12 protein-coding genes are annotated in these 14,196 nt (G+C 73.1%); 8 read left to right on the top strand and 4 right to left on the bottom strand.

Annotated elements, in window-relative coordinates; genetic code table 11:
- Nucleotides 1-171: 171 nt before the first annotated feature.
- The 3 genes from AB0G14_RS08770 (at nucleotide 172) to AB0G14_RS08760 (ending at nucleotide 3,996) form a co-directional block, all read left to right on the top strand.
- A complete protein-coding gene (locus tag AB0G14_RS08770) occupies nucleotides 172-1,389 on the top strand; it encodes a phosphatidate cytidylyltransferase (RefSeq protein WP_357695404.1) in 1,218 nt (405 codons plus the stop codon).
- Nucleotides 1,390-1,493: 104 nt separating this feature from the next.
- Nucleotides 1,494-2,642, top strand: coding sequence for a 23S rRNA (adenine(2503)-C(2))-methyltransferase RlmN (gene rlmN / locus AB0G14_RS08765; protein WP_357695213.1), 1,149 nt, complete (start codon nucleotides 1,494-1,496; stop codon nucleotides 2,640-2,642).
- A 31-nt stretch (nucleotides 2,643-2,673) separates the two neighbouring features.
- Nucleotides 2,674-3,996 carry a DivIVA domain-containing protein gene (locus tag AB0G14_RS08760; RefSeq protein ID WP_357695211.1) on the top strand — a complete coding sequence of 441 codons (1,323 nt, stop codon included), beginning with the start codon at nucleotides 2,674-2,676 and terminating at the stop codon, nucleotides 3,994-3,996.
- A gap of 100 nt (nucleotides 3,997-4,096) precedes the next feature.
- On the opposite strand, the gene AB0G14_RS08755 is transcribed toward AB0G14_RS08760, so the two are convergent.
- Nucleotides 4,097-4,318, bottom strand: a complete 222-nt coding sequence (locus AB0G14_RS08755) for a DUF2631 domain-containing protein (RefSeq protein WP_357695209.1) — start codon at nucleotides 4,316-4,318, stop codon at nucleotides 4,097-4,099.
- A gap of 270 nt (nucleotides 4,319-4,588) precedes the next feature.
- Here AB0G14_RS08755 and AB0G14_RS08750 point away from each other — a divergent pair, with 270 nt between their 5' ends.
- Both AB0G14_RS08750 and AB0G14_RS08745 read left to right on the top strand, forming a co-directional pair.
- Entirely contained in the window at nucleotides 4,589-6,178 is a 1,590-nt protein-coding gene (locus tag AB0G14_RS08750) for a Rieske 2Fe-2S domain-containing protein (protein WP_357695207.1), read from the top strand.
- A 112-nt stretch (nucleotides 6,179-6,290) separates the two neighbouring features.
- Nucleotides 6,291-6,938, top strand: coding sequence for a TMEM175 family protein (locus AB0G14_RS08745; protein WP_357695402.1), 648 nt, complete (start codon nucleotides 6,291-6,293; stop codon nucleotides 6,936-6,938).
- Here the strand turns inward: AB0G14_RS08745 and AB0G14_RS08740 are convergent.
- Both AB0G14_RS08740 and AB0G14_RS08735 read right to left on the bottom strand, forming a co-directional pair.
- Complete coding sequence (locus tag AB0G14_RS08740; protein WP_357695205.1) at nucleotides 6,919-8,514, bottom strand: NAD(P)/FAD-dependent oxidoreductase; 1,596 nt, start codon at nucleotides 8,512-8,514, stop codon at nucleotides 6,919-6,921. The two genes, AB0G14_RS08745 and AB0G14_RS08740, sit on opposite strands and share 20 nt — an antisense overlap.
- Nucleotides 8,515-8,575: 61 nt before the next feature.
- The gene (locus AB0G14_RS08735; protein ID WP_357695203.1) at nucleotides 8,576-9,289 is read right to left on the bottom strand and encodes a TetR/AcrR family transcriptional regulator; all 714 of its coding nucleotides are present in this window, start codon (nucleotides 9,287-9,289) and stop codon (nucleotides 8,576-8,578) included.
- A 127-nt stretch (nucleotides 9,290-9,416) separates the two neighbouring features.
- On the opposite strand from AB0G14_RS08735, the gene AB0G14_RS08730 reads away from it, so the two are divergent.
- Entirely contained in the window at nucleotides 9,417-11,567 is a 2,151-nt protein-coding gene (locus AB0G14_RS08730; protein WP_357695201.1) for an MMPL family transporter, read from the top strand.
- 123 nt (nucleotides 11,568-11,690) lie between these two features.
- On the opposite strand, the gene AB0G14_RS08725 is transcribed toward AB0G14_RS08730, so the two are convergent.
- Nucleotides 11,691-12,530 (bottom strand): YhjD/YihY/BrkB family envelope integrity protein, encoded by an 840-nt coding sequence (locus AB0G14_RS08725; RefSeq protein ID WP_357695198.1) that lies wholly within the window; start codon nucleotides 12,528-12,530, stop codon nucleotides 11,691-11,693.
- A gap of 51 nt (nucleotides 12,531-12,581) precedes the next feature.
- Here AB0G14_RS08725 and AB0G14_RS08720 point away from each other — a divergent pair, with 51 nt between their 5' ends.
- Together AB0G14_RS08720 and AB0G14_RS08715 are read left to right on the top strand one after the other, a co-directional pair.
- Nucleotides 12,582-13,130 (top strand): GNAT family N-acetyltransferase, encoded by a 549-nt coding sequence (locus AB0G14_RS08720; protein ID WP_357695196.1) that lies wholly within the window; start codon nucleotides 12,582-12,584, stop codon nucleotides 13,128-13,130.
- A 27-nt stretch (nucleotides 13,131-13,157) separates the two neighbouring features.
- Complete coding sequence (locus AB0G14_RS08715; protein WP_357695400.1) at nucleotides 13,158-13,664, top strand: YcxB family protein; 507 nt, start codon at nucleotides 13,158-13,160, stop codon at nucleotides 13,662-13,664.
- Nucleotides 13,665-14,196: the final 532 nt, after the last annotated feature.

Raw genomic sequence — 14,196 nt, 5'->3', positions numbered from 1 at the left:
GGACACGACGGGTGCAGTAGGCTCGGCACGATTCCCGGCCACCCTGCGGTGAATGGTGGGGATCGGCCGGCCGTCGGGCGGGTCAACCGGACGGAACAGTCGCGCGGGTAGGGGAATGGTTGTGGTTGTGCGTCATGCGGTGGATCTCGTGCCGGGCCCGTTCGGCGCGTGATGTCCCACCTCGACCCCTACGGCAGCGCCGAGCCCCGCGGCTGGGACCGCCCCGACCACCCCGCCCCCGCCCTGCCCTGGCCGGAGCCCGAGATGGAGCCCGGCCAGTGGCACCGCCGGCCCGGCGTCGCCCCTGACATGTACGCCGAGCCGCACACCCGCCCCCGCCCGCAGGTCGACGCCCACTCCGAGCCGGAGAGCGCGGACCGTGCCCCGTACGACCGCCCGGCCGGGACGAACGGTCACCACCCGGACGACTCCGAGTACCCGACGACCCAACTGGAACCGGTGCGGGACGCCGAGCCGGAGCCAGAGCCGGAGCCCGCCCGGGCCCCGGGCCGGCGGCAGCGCGGCCGACGCCGGGCCAGCGCCGACCGGCCCCCGACGCAGCAGCCCGCATCGAGTCGGGCCGGGCGCAACCTGCCGGCCGCCATCGCGGTCGGCGTGGCCCTCGGCGCCCTGATCGTGGTTCCGCTGTTCTTCTACACGCCCGCCTTCGTGCTGGTGGTGGCCGGCGCGGTCGCGGTCGGCAGCTGGGAGATGGCCCGGGCGGTGCGCCGCAGCGGTGCCCACCCGCCGCTGGTGCCCCTGATCGCCGGCGGGGTGCTCACCGTCGGACTGGCCTGGTTCGCCGGTCCCGACGCGCTCAGCCTCGGCCTGCTGGTCACCGTGCTCGGGACGATGGTCTGGCGGCTCGGCGACGGGCCGCGCGGCTTCCAGCGCGACCTGACCGCCGCCACCCTGATCGCCGTGTACGTGCCGTTCCTCGGCGGGTTCGCCGCGCTGCTGGCGGCGGCGCCGGACGACGGCCACCTGCGGGTGCTGGTGACGCTGGTCGCGGTGGTGCTCTCCGACACCGGCGGGTACGCGGCCGGCGTGAGCTTCGGCAAGCATCCGATGGCCCCCTCGGTGAGCCCGAAGAAGTCCTGGGAGGGCTTCGCCGGCTCGGTCACCGCCGCAGCGCTGGGCAGCGCCCTGCTGCTCTGGCTGCTCCTCGACGTGGCTCCGTGGTGGGGCGCGCTCTTCGGGCTGGCGGTCTCCGGTGCGGCCGTCCTCGGCGACCTCGCCGAGTCCATGATCAAGCGGGACCTCGGGGTCAAGGACATGAGCAACCTGCTCCCCGGGCACGGCGGCCTGATGGACCGACTCGACTCGATCCTCTTCGCGCTGCCGACCGCGTACCTGCTGCTGGCGGTCTTCGTCCCGGTGCTGGAGTGAGGCGTGAATCACCGGCCGTCGCGGGCCCCGGCCGGGCGGTGGGGGTCGATTCGGCACCTCCGGACAGGTGCGTCGGCCGTTCGGCGTGACAGACTGGACCCGCCATGACGAGCCTGCCCCTGATCCCCGCAGACCCCGACGCCCCCGGGCGCCGGCCCGCGATGCCTCCCCGTCACCTCGCCGATCTCGACCTCGCCGGCCGCCGCGCGCTGGTCGCCGAGCTGGGGGAGCCGGCGTTCCGCGCCAAGCAGGTCTCCACCCACTACTTCGGTCGCCTGGTGCGCGATCCGGCGCAGATGACCGACCTTCCGGCCGCCGCCCGGGACAGGCTCGCCGACCAGCTCCTGCCGCGCCTGCTCACCCCGGTCCGCGAGCTGGCCTGCGACGACGGCGCGACCCGCAAGGCGCTGTGGCGGCTGCACGACGGCTCGCTGGTGGAGAGCGTGCTGATGGGCTACCCGGACCGGGTCACCGTCTGCATCTCCAGCCAGGCCGGCTGCGGCATGGCCTGTCCGTTCTGCGCCACCGGCCAGGCCGGGCTGACCCGCAACCTGTCCACCGCAGAGATCGTCGACCAGGCGGTCTACCTGGCCGGCGTGGCCGCCTCCGGCGCGATGGCGGGCTCACCGCCCCGCCTGTCGCACGTCGTCTTCATGGGTATGGGCGAGCCGCTGGCCAACTACTCCCGGGTGATCGCGGCGATCCGCCGGCTCGTCGCCCCGGCGCCGGAGGGGCTGGGGCTGTCGCAGCGCCACATCACCGTCTCCACGGTCGGCCTCGTGCCGGCCATCCGCCGACTGGCCAGCGAAGACCTCTCGGTGACCCTTGCGTTGTCGCTACACGCCCCCGATGATGAGCTGCGCGACGAACTCGTGCCGGTCAACCAGCGCTGGAAGGTGTCCGAGGTGCTGGACGCAGCGTGGGACTACGCGGCGACGACGGGGCGTCGCGTGTCGATCGAGTACGCGATGATCAAGGACGTGAACGACCAGCCGTGGAGAGCCGATCTGCTCGGGCGGCTGCTGGCCGGGAAGCTGGCCCACGTGAACCTCATCCCGCTCAATCCGACTCCGGGCAGCCGGTGGGACGCCAGCCCGAAGCCGGTCGAGCGGGAGTTCGTCCGGCGGTTGCGTGAGGCCGGGGTGTCGACGACGGTGCGGGACACCCGGGGTCGCGAGATCGACGGAGCGTGTGGGCAGCTCGCCGCCGCCGTCGACAACAGGGACACCGACCGGACCGGGGAGACTGCGTGACCGGGCGTAGCGAACGAGACCAGGAGACATAGTGGCGAGTCAGGGTCAGCGTTTCCGGCGTAAGGCGCTCCGCCGGGGATACAAGGTCGACGAGGTCGACGCCTTCCTGGACCGGGTCGAGGCGACGCTCGACGGTCAGCCGGTCGGCGCCCCCGTGGCCTCCCAGGAGGTCCACGACGTCGTCTTCCGGGTCCGCTTCAACGGCTACGACGAGTGGCAGGTCGACCTGCACCTGGACCGGGTCGAGCGGCAGCTGGCCGAGTTGGAGGAGCGCGGCGGCGTCGGTGGCCGCGGCGGCGACCCCCGGGCCGCCGACCGGCTGGGCCCCCCGGATCGGCTGGGCCCCCCGGATCGGATGGGTCCGCCGGATCGGATGGGTCCCCCGGATCGGATGGGTCCGCCGGATCGGATGGGTCCCCCGGATCGGCTCGGTCCGCCGGACCAGATGGGCCCGCCGGACCGGATGGGGCCGCCGATGCGCGACGATCGCGGCATGCCTCCCGGTCCGCAGTCGATGCCGCCCCGGCCGATGCCCACCCAGGCCGGCCCGTCCGCCGACCGCTACGGCCGCTACGACGAGCCGACCGGCGCCTTCGCCGGGGGCTACGACGGCCCCCGGGGTGGCTACGAGCCGCCCCGCGGCCCGGGCGGCCCCGGCCCGATGGGTCCGGGCGCGCCAATGGGCCACGGCGGCCCGCCCCCGCGCGGCCTGCCCGCCGGCCCCGGCGGCTACGGTGACGGTCCGGGTGGCTACGGTGACGGTCCGGGTGGCTACGGCGACGGTCCGGGTGGCTACGGCCCCGGTGGCTACGGCGACGGCCCTGGCGGTTACGGCGACGGCCCTGGCGGTTACGGCGACGAGCCGCGCTTCGACGGCTTCGAGGCCGGCCGGCACGGGCGCACCGACATGACCGCCGAGATCCGGATGCCCGAGCGGGAGCTGCGCGACCTGCGGGGCCGGGGCCCGGCCGGGCCGCCCCCGCAGCAGGGCTTCGGTGGCCCGCCGCCGGTGGCCGGCCCGCCGGTCGGTGGCCCGCAAGTCGGTGGCCCGCCAGTCGGTGGCCCGCCGCCGATGGCCGGCCCGCCGATGGCCGGCCCGCCCGGCAGCGACCTCTACCGCGTCGACCAGATCCGCCGCAGCTTCCAGGTGCGCCGGTTCGGCAGCGGGTACGACCCGGACCAGGTCGACCGGTTCTTCGAGACCCTGCTCGGCGGCATGCAGGGGCGCAACCCGATGCCGGTGAACCCGAAGGAACTGGACACGCTGCGGTTCGGGCTGGTGCCCGGCGGCTACTTCGAGGCCGAGGTCGACGCCGCGCTCAAGGACGTGCAGGACATCCTGTTCCGTCGCTGACCCGCGTACGGCGAGGGCCCGCTCCCCGGTCGGGGGCGGGCCCTCGTGCGTGTCGTCTCCGGCGCGCGAACCGGCTCGACGCCGGCTGACGGGGGTGCGGTCAGGACCGCAGACCGTTGCGCCGCAGCACGGTGTCGCCGATGACGATGACCAGCAGCAGCACGGCCAGGCCGATCAGCCAGATGTCCTCGACCCTGCCCTCGTGGTTGCCGCAGAGCATCGCCAGCAGCGCCAGCGCGGTGAGCACCGCGCCGATCCGCCCGGACTTGCGGTGCCCCGGCTTGTGCTGGTCTGGCGACGTTACCGGCTCGCTTCCTGCCACTGTCGGTCCTTCCCTCGCGATCGGATCTGCGGTTAGTCTGGCACGCCCCGTGCCAGGCTCGGCGCTGGGTCCGGCCGGATGGGGCGGACCGCACGATCCGCGCCGACGGCCGGGCGCCGGCCCGAACGGCCCTCGCGTGCGGCCGGGGTGGGTCCAAGGTCCCGGCGGTGTCGGGCGTAACGGCACTACCGGCGTCGCGGGTCGCTCGCCAGACTGCCTCCGGTAGCGTTTCGGACGTACACCTTTGTTTGTCTTCGAGGGGGAACTGCGGTGCGAGTGACCGGTACGGGACACGCCAGCATGCGGATCGACACGGCCGCGGGCAGCATCCTGTGCGACCCGTGGGTCAACCCGGCCTATTTCGCGTCGTGGTTCCCGTTCCCGGACAACTCCCTGCTCGACTGGGAGACCCTCGGTGACGTCGACTACCTCTACGTCTCCCACCTGCACCGGGACCACTTCGACGCCGCGCACCTGAGGGACTTCGTGTCGAAGTCGGCCACCGTGCTGCTGCCCGCGTTCCCCACCTCGGAGATGGAGGACGAGCTGCGGGAGCTGGGCTTCACGAAGTTCCTGAAGGCGCCGAACGAGCAGGTCGTGGAGCTGGACGGCGGCCTGAGGATCATGATTCAGGCGCTGACCAGCCCGACCGACGGCCCGATCGGCGACTCGTCGCTGTGGGTGGAGTACGACGGCGTCCGGCTGCTCAACCAGAACGACGCCCGCCCCACCGACCTGAGCGTCTTCGCCGAGCTGGGCCACGTGCACGCGCACATGCTCCAGTTCTCCGGCGCGATCTGGTACCCGATGGTCTACGAGCTGCCGCAGGCGGCGAAGACCGCGTTCGGCAAGCAGAAGCGGGACCGGCAGTTCGACCGCACCTGGCGCTACATCGACGACCTGAAGGCCGACCACGTCTTCCCGATCGCCGGCCCGCCCTGCTTCCTCGACGACGAGCTGTGGCAGTTCAACGACATCCACGGCGACGAGGGCAACATCTTCCCCGACCAGTCGGTCTTTCTCAGCGAGTACGCGAAGGTCGGCGGCACCAACGGCATCGTGCTGCTCCCGGGCAGCGTCGCCGAGATCACCACCGAGAGCTGCGAGACTGTCCACCCGGTGCCCGTGGAGGAGTTCTTCGCGAACAAGGTCGCGCACCTGGAGGAGATGCGGGAGCGCAAGCGGCCGGTCATCGAGGCGGAGAAGGCGTCCTGGCGGCACCCCGAGGTGGACGTGCTCGGCGAGATGAAGCGCCGGATCGAGCCGCTGCTGGACGAGTCGATCTACCTGGCCAAGGGGGTCGGCGGGCCGGTCCGCTTCGACCTGGTCGGCACCGACAGCTCAGGCGGGGAGACGATCGAGTCGATCGTGGTGGACTTCCCCGGCAAGGAGGTCCGGCCGTACGCGGACGAGAAGGTCCGTTACCGGTTCCGCACCGAGCGGGCCCTGGTCGAGCACCTGCTGCACATCGGCGAGGTGGACTGGGTCAACTCCCTCTTCCTCTCCTGCCGCTTCTCCGCCGCCCGGATCGGCCAGTACAACGAGTTCGTCTACGCGTTCTTCAAGTGCCTCTCCGAGGAGCGGCTCCAGTACGCCGAGGGCTGGTACGACGAGCACGAGCGGACCAGCGACGCCGAGGACATCACCCTCGGCGACTGGGTGGTGCAGCGGCGCTGCCCCCACCTGAAGGCGGACCTGACCCGGTTCGGCATCGTCGACGGGGACCAGCTCACCTGCCAGCTGCACGGCTGGCGGTTCGACCTGGCCAGCGGCCGGTGCCTGACCAGCGTCGGGCACAAGATCCGCGCCCACCGCGTCGACGAGCAGACCCCCGCTCCGGCGGGCGAGGCGGTCAGCTAACGGCCGTTCCTCCGCGCCCGCCGCCCCCGCCGGGTGACCATCAGGTCGGAGAGGGGGCGGCGTGGCCGAGGGCGCGGGGAAGAGCGGGTACCGGTACCGGCGCGACCGGGAGATGGCCCGGGACGCCTCCCGGGTGGAGACGTTCAGCGACGGCGTCTTCGCGGTCGTGCTGACGGTGATGGCCGTCGAACTGCTCCAGAACGGTCCGGCGAGGGTCGGCGGGAGGGAACTTCCCGACGCCCTCGCCCACGCCTGGCCGTCCTACCTGGCGTACGTGATCACCTTCGGGATCGCCGGCCAGATCTGGCTCGGCCACCACAACATGTGGCGGTACGTGGTCCGGGTCGACCAGCCGCTGTTGGTGTTCAACCTGCTCGTGCTGCTCTTCGTGGCCGCGATCCCGTTCACCGCCGACCTGCTGTCGGACAACCTGCGCGGCAGTCCGACCGAGCAGCGGCTGACCGCCGCCCTCTACTTCGGCACCGTGCTCGGCGAGTCGATCTTCTTCAACCTGAGCTGGTGGTGGGCGCGGCGCCGGAGGCTGCTCCACCCCGACCTGGATCCCCGGCTGGCCCGGGCGGTCGCGCGGCGACTGCAGCTGCGCCCACTGCTCTATCTGATCGCCTTCGCCTTCGTCTTCGTCGACCCGATCCTCAGCCTCGTTCTCTACCTGCTGCTCCTCGGTCTCTCCCTCGTCCGCCGCCCCGGCGACCTGCCCCCCGCCGAGGACGGCGGCGCGGTCAGCGGCCGAGGTCGGTGAGGATGCGGCGGGCGGCGTTGTGGCCGGCGGCGCCGATGACACTGCCGGCGGGGTGGCAGCCCGCGCTGCCGGCGTAGACGCCGTCGACGCCGGTGGCGTACGGCATCCGGTCGGTGAACGAGACGGTGTTGTCGACGTGGTGGATGTGCCCGCCGGTGATGCCGAAGTGCGCCTCGATGCCGGGCGGGGGCAGCGGCACCGCGTCCGCGATCAGGTCGGCCGTGCCCGGGGCGTACCGCTCGCAGATCCCGACCAGCCGCTCCACGTACCCGGGCAGCGCCTCGTCCCAGGTCGTGCCGGCCAGCTCGTAGGGCACCGACTGGACGAAGAGCGCCGAGGAGTGGTGCCCCCGCCCGTCCGACAGCGACGGGTCGACGGTGGTGTGCAGGTACCACTCGATCGTCGGCTCCTCGGGCAGCCGGCCCGCCTGGACGTCCGCCCACATCGCGCGCAGCGCCGCCATCGGCGACTCGCCGCCCCCGCCGATCAGCGACGTCGAGCCGGGCAGCAGGTGGATGGTCGACCCGAACGGGCTCGGCGCGTCCGCCGGCAGGCAGGAGAAGCGGGGCAGGCCGGTCAGCGCCAGGTTGAGCTTGAGGGTGGTGCCGGGGCGGCGGACCGCCGCCATCCGGTCGGCCAGCGGCGCCGGGAGCGCGCCGGCGGGCAGCAGGTCCATCAGCCGGTACGGGTCACATGCCCCGAGCACCACCCGGGCGCCCACCTCCCGCCCGTCGGCCAGGACCACGCCGCTGGCCGCGCCGCCGGCCAGGGTGATCGCGCTGACCGGCGTGCCGGTCAGGATCGTCGCGCCGGCGGCCCGGGCGGCGTCGGCGAAGGTGCGGGACACGGTGCCCATGCCGCCCTCGGCGATCATCCAGGTGCCGTCGGAGCCGGGCAGGCGGCACATGTTGTGCACGAGGAAGTTGTGGCCGGTGCCGGGGTCGTCGGGGCCGGCGTTCAGCCCGGACAGGCCGTCGGTGACCGCGTACATGCTGAGCAGCAGCTCGGAGCGGAAGTCGAAGCGGGCGAGGTGGTCGGCGACCGAGCCGCGGACCAGGTCGACGAAGACCTGCCGCAGCGCCGGGCGGACGTACCGCTCGGCGGTCTCCTCGACCGGCAGCGGGTCGGCCAGCCAGACCGGCGCGAGGTCGGCGCGCAGCGCGGCCAGCTCGGCCTGGAGGGCGTCGTCGGCGGCCATGTCGGCGGGGGAGAAGAACTCCGCGAGCTGCGCCCGGGTGGCCGCGGTGTCGCTGCCGAACAGCAGGTACGGGGATCCCTTCGGGCCGGGGGTGGGCAGGAAGTAGTGCGGGTCGCGGCGCAGCACCGGGATGCGCACGTCCAGCGTGGCGAGCAGCTCCGGCGGCATCAACCCGAGCAGGTAGGAGCCGGTGGAGTGGCGCAGCCCGGGCACCTTCGGGAACGGGTTCTCCGTCCGGGTGGCCCCGCCGATCACGTCGGCGGCCTCCAGCACCAGCACGTCGAGCCCGGCGCGGGCGAGCAGGATCGCGGACACCAGACCGTTGTGCCCGGACCCGACGATCACCACGTCGGCCCGGGTCGGCAGCTCGTCGCTCATGCCGGGGGAGCCTAGCGCCCGCCGGCCCCGCCGGTCAGCCCTTCGCCGGCGGTCGCCGGTGTCAGCTCGCCGCCGGCGGATCGGCGCGCAGTTGGGCGGTGAACGCGGCCAGCTCCAGCTCGAACAGCGCCTCGGCCTCGGTGACCGCCCAGGCGAGCTGGCCGAAGACCTCCATGGCGACCAGCCCGTAGAGCCGGGTCCAACCGGAGAGGAGGGCGTACGCGACCTCGATCGGCACCTCGCCGTGGCTGAGCCGCAGCGGCTCCAGCCGCCCGCCCAGGCGCTCCTGGAGCAGCTCGGCGGGCGGGGTGGGGAAGGGGGCGCGGTGCCAGAGGTCGAAGATCGGCTGCACGAAGACCGCGCCGAACCGGGCGCCCGGGTGGTCGGGGTCGACGCAGTCGTCGACGAAGGCGTCCAGCCCGGGGGCCCGGGCGCCGAACATCAGCCCGAACTCGGCGGGGTGGGCCACTGACCAGGAGCGGAACGCGCGGCCCATGGCCAGCAACTGGTCGACCGGCTCGGCCCCGGCGTCGTCCCGGGCCGCCTCCAGCCGCAGCCGCAGCTCGTCGTAGAGGTCGCCGGCGAGCGCCGCGACCAGCGCCTCCAGGCTGGGGAAGTAGCGGTAGATGGCCGGCGCCGTCATGCCCATGTCCCGGGCGATGGCCCGCAACGAGACCGCCTCCACCCCGCCGGTCACCAACAGCCGCCGTGCCCCGTCCTTGATCTCGGCGACGGTCGCGGTGCGCAGGCGTTCGCGTCGGGACGGTGCGGGCATACGGCTAACCCCCTTGACCAAAGTAAACCCCGTTGCCATAGTTAACGGCGTTCACTTCAATGAGCGATGGTTACAGCTTAGCCGTCGACGGAGGGGGAGGCGAATGTTCGCCTGGTGGGGAAGAGCGGTGGTGCGGCTGCGTTGGGCGGTGTTGGCCGCCGCCCTGGTGGTGGTCGTGCTCGGCTCGACCTGGGGGGCCGGGGTCTTCGGGCAGTTGACCGGGGGCGGATACGACGACCCGGCGAGCGAGTCCAGCCGCGCCGCCGAGCGGATCACCGCCGAGCTGGGGCCGCAGGGCGCGGACCTGGTCGTGCTCTGGACCAGCGACGGGGCCACCGTCGAGCAGCCGGCCTTCCGCGACCCGGTCACCGCCACCGTCACCGGGCTGCGCGCTCGCCCCGAGGTCACCAGCGTCACCACCTGGTACGACACCCAGGCGCCCGCGCTGCTGTCGACCGACCGCCGCGCCACCTACGCGCTGGTCCAGCTCCGGGCCGCCGACGAGGACGGCAAGACCGCCGCGTACGAGGACCTGCGGCCGGCCCTGACGACGCCCGGCGTACGGACCGAGGTCGGCGGCACGGTGGCGTTCCTGCACGAGGCGAACCGCCAGACCACCGAGGACATCACCCGGGCGGAGATCCTCTCCATGCCGGTGCTGCTGGTGCTGCTCGTGCTGATCTTCGGCGGACTGGTGGCCGCGTCCACCCCGCTGCTGATCGGCGGGCTGGCCATCCTCGGCGCGTTCGTCGCCGTGCGGCTGGTCAACCTGGTCACCGACGTGTCGATCTTCGCCATCAACGTCATCACCCTGATCGGCCTGGGCATGGCGGTCGACTACGCCCTCTTCGTGGTCAGCCGGTTCCGCGAGGAGTTGGCCGCCGGCCACGACACGCCCGCCGCGATCCGCCGCACCATGACCACCGCCGGCCGGACGGTGCTGGTCTCCGGCCTCACCGTCGCGCTCGCCATGGCCAGCCTGCTGATCTTCCCGCAGGCGTTCCTGCGCTCGATGGGGCTCGGCGGGATGGCCGCCGTGCTGGTCGCCATGCTGGCGGCGCTGACCGTGCTGCCGGCCCTGCTCGCGGTGCTCGGCCACCGGATCGACGCGCTGCGCGTACCGCTGCCGTGGCGACGCCGGGCGCGGGCCGGGCGGCCGGCGGCGGGGGAGACGGGCGGCGCCTGGGCCCGGATCGCGCGGAGCGTGATGCGCCGCCCGGTGCGCTACCTGGTCGGCGTGACCCTGCTGCTCCTGCTGCTCGCCGCGCCGTTCCTGCGGATCACCTTCGGCGGCTTCGACGAGCGGGTGCTGCCGGCGGACGCCACGCCCCGGGTCGTCTCCGAGCGGATCGCCGCGGAGTTCCCCGGCGGCACGGTCGCGCCGATCGACGTGCTGGTGTCCGGGGTGTCCCCGGCGCAGGCGCAGCCCTTCGCCGCCCGGGTGGCCGCCGTGCCCGGCGTGACGGGCGTGCAGGTGGCGGCCAGCCGGGGCACGTCGACGCTGCTGACGGTGACCTACCCCGGCGAACCGACCGGCGACGTCGCCCAGGACGTGGTCCGGGCCCTGCGCGACCTGCCCGCCCCGGCCGGCGCGGAGGTGCTCGTCGGCGGCCGGCCCGGCGCCGACCGGGACCTGCTGGACAGCCTCGGCGACCGGCTGCCCTGGATGGCCCTGCTGATGGCCGCCGCGACCCTGGTCCTGCTCTTCCTGGCCTTCGGCTCCGTGGTGCTGCCGGTCAAGGCGGTGCTGATGAACCTGGTGTCGATCGGCGCCTCGTTCGGCGTGGTGGTCTGGATCTTCCAGGACGGGCATCTCGCCGACCTGCTCGGCTTCACCCCGACCGGGTTCATCGAGCCCAGCAACCCGATCCTCATGCTCGCCGTGCTCTTCGGGCTGGCAACCGACTACGAGGTGTTCCTGCTCTCCCGGGTGCGCGAGGAGTGGGACCGCAGCGGGGACAATGCCGCCTCGGTGGCCGCCGGGCTCCAGCACACCGGCCGGATCATCACCGCCGCCGCGCTGCTGCTGATCGTCGTGGTGGCCGGCTTCGCGACCGGCGGGATGGCGTACATCAAGCTCATCGGGATCGGCATGATCGTGGCGATCGTGGTGGACGCGACGCTGGTCCGGGCCCTGCTGGTGCCGGCCACCATGCGGCTGCTCGGCCGCTGGAACTGGTGGGCCCCCGGCCCGCTCGGCCGGGTCTACCGCCGGTACGGCATCCGCGAGGCGGCAGACCCGGAGCCGGCGCCCCGGGAGTCCGCCCTCACCCGCTGACCGGCCCGTCGCCGCCATCGACCAGGGGGTCCGTGTCCCGACGCTGACCCCCTGGCCGCTCTTCCGGCGGGGTCGGGCGAACACCTCCTGATCGCTCTTCCGGGGCTAACAGTTCGTGATCGCTCATCCGGCGGGTCGGGCGCGGGCCGCCCGCCAGCGGGAGAGGGCGAGCGTGGCGGAGTAGCCCGCGAGCACGATCACGTGGAAGAGGTAGAGCCAGAGCAGGACGGCCACCCTCGCCCCGATCTCGTCGAAGCCGCCGAACGGCATGCCCAGGTCGATCGGGAGCGAGGCGAAGAGCACGAAACCGTGCAGGAAGCCGGACAGGTTCGCCGCGGTGAACGAGCCGACGCCCAGCGCGGAGAGCCAGTCCGGCGACGCCGGGCCGACCACCCGGAACACCCAGAGCAGCACGGGGGTGAGCACCAGCCAGACCGCCAGGAACGACAGCACCACACCCAGCGCGCCGGCCAACCCGCCCTGACGGACCAGCCGGGTCGTCGTCGGCAGCGCGACCAGGATCGACAGCAGCAGGGCCGGGGCCGGCGCGAGCAGGGGGAGCAGCAGCAGCCGGCCGCGCCAGCCCACCAGGGAGTCGTCGCCGCGCCCGCCGGCCACGGAGACGAAGGCCCGGCGCAGCCCCTCGCCGTACAGGGACGCCGGCAGCAGCGACCCCAACGCCGGCAGCGTGGTCAACCCCACTCCGGCCTCGACCAGCGCGACCACCGCGTGGGGCGCGCCGATCGCGTCCGGCAGCGTCGCCACGGCGTGCGACGTGAGCCGGCGGACCCGGTCGGCCCCGGCCACCAGCGAGGTCAGCCAGATCGCCAGCAGCGCCACCGGCACCACGGCGATCGCCCCGTAGAAGGTGATGGCGGCGACGTGCAGCGACAGGTCCCGGCCGCGCAGCGGGCGGAACGCGGCACGGGCGATCCGCCTCGCCCGCTGCCAGCCCCCACCCATCGCGGTCTCATTCCCCGCCGCGCCCCGCGTCACTCATTAGGATCCCCCGCCATGACCGTGCTCACCACCGAGCGCCTGGTCGTGCGGGAGTGGACCGCCGACCCGGCCGACCTGGCCCGGATCTTCGACCTCTACTCCCGGGCGGAGGTGACCCGCTGGCTGAACGCCCCCGGCCTGCCGCTGACCGACCCGGCGCAGGCCGCCGACCGGCTCGCGCTGTGGCGGAAGCGGCACGCGGGGCACGGCGGCCGGTACGGCACCTGGGCGATCGAAGTCCGCGACACCGGCGTGGTGGCCGGCACCGTGCTGCTCAAGCCGCTGCCCGGGCGGGACGAGACCGTGCCGACCGAGGACATCGAGGTGGGCTGGCACCTGCACCCCGACTCCCAGGGCCGCGGCTACGCGACCGAGGCGGCCCGGGCGGTGGTGGCGCGGGAACTCGCCGCCGGCACCCAGGAGGTCTACGCGGTCGTGGCGCCCGGCAACGAGGCGTCGATGGCAGTGGCCCGCCGGCTCGGCATGACCCACGTCGGCCGCCGCACCGACTGGTACGGCGGCGAGGAGGTGGAGACCTTCGTGCGCCGCGCCGACGACGCCTGACGGCCCGCCGTATCCTCTCTCGGCGTGATGATCACTTTCGAGACGCAGCCGGACCGCCGCCGTCTCGCCGCCGGCCTGCGCCGGGCCTACCGCCGGACGCTGCTGCTGTTCCGGGTCTGCCCGTTCGTGACCCTGCTGCCGGCGCTGGCGGGGCTGGTCTTCGGGGACCTGCTCATGGCGGGTGGCTGGGCGCTGGTCGCGGCCGTGCTGGCGCTCGCCGGACCGCTGACGCTGCGGTCCCTGGTCCGCGCCAACTGGAAGATGTACGGCATCCCGATCACCTGGACCTTCACCGACGAGAGCGCCCGGAGCGTCAACGCCGTCAGCGACGGCACGCTGAGCTGGGCGGCGATCGAGCGGGTCGAGGCCATCCCCGGTCAGTTGCTGTTCTGGATCGGCCGGAGCCAGGTGTTCCCGGTGCCGGTCGACGGGCTGGCCGCGGCGGACCGGGAGCGGCTGCTCGCCTTCCTGCGCGGGCGAGGGCTGCTCACCGGCGACCCGGCAGCGCTGGCCGGGCCTGTCGGTCAGAGGTGAGCGAGGCTCCCGGCCGGCGTTCAGGACGCCGGGGAACTCCGTACTTGTACTTCTGGCCGGAGGGCTGGTAGGCCATGGAGAGCGTCAGGCTGACGGATGCGCTGAGCTTCACAGTCGGCGATCTGCTCATGATCTCGGCGGAAGCGTCCGATGTGCGTGTCGTGGGGACCACCCCTCGGCGCGTGCTCATCGAATGGCCGTGGCGAGAGGTTGATCCTGACTCCGCCAATTCGTGGGATGGAACTGTTGCCTTCCCGCGCGGTCACGATGACTACGGCTGGCGCAATACGCCATGGCGCCTTGAGCCCGATCCGTCTGAGCTTGGGACGGGTAGTTGGTGTTTCGTTGGGATTCCCCCAACTGAGGTTCGGGTTGTTGGTATCGAAAAGTACGACCCTCCGGCTGATTTTGGTTTCCTGCCTCGGCCTGACTACGTCCTAGGTGACTGGTGTTAAACGATGGCTGCCATCAGCGTGGCGGCCATCGTTTTGCATCTATTTCTGCTAGTTTGCTGGGATGACGTTGGGCAGAG

The organism is Micromonospora sp. NPDC023814, from assembly GCF_040639595.1.
GTDB lineage: Bacteria > Actinomycetota > Actinomycetes > Mycobacteriales > Micromonosporaceae > Micromonospora.
Note: the sequence above shows the minus strand (reverse complement) of the source record. Positions and strands in the feature narration are given on the sequence as shown.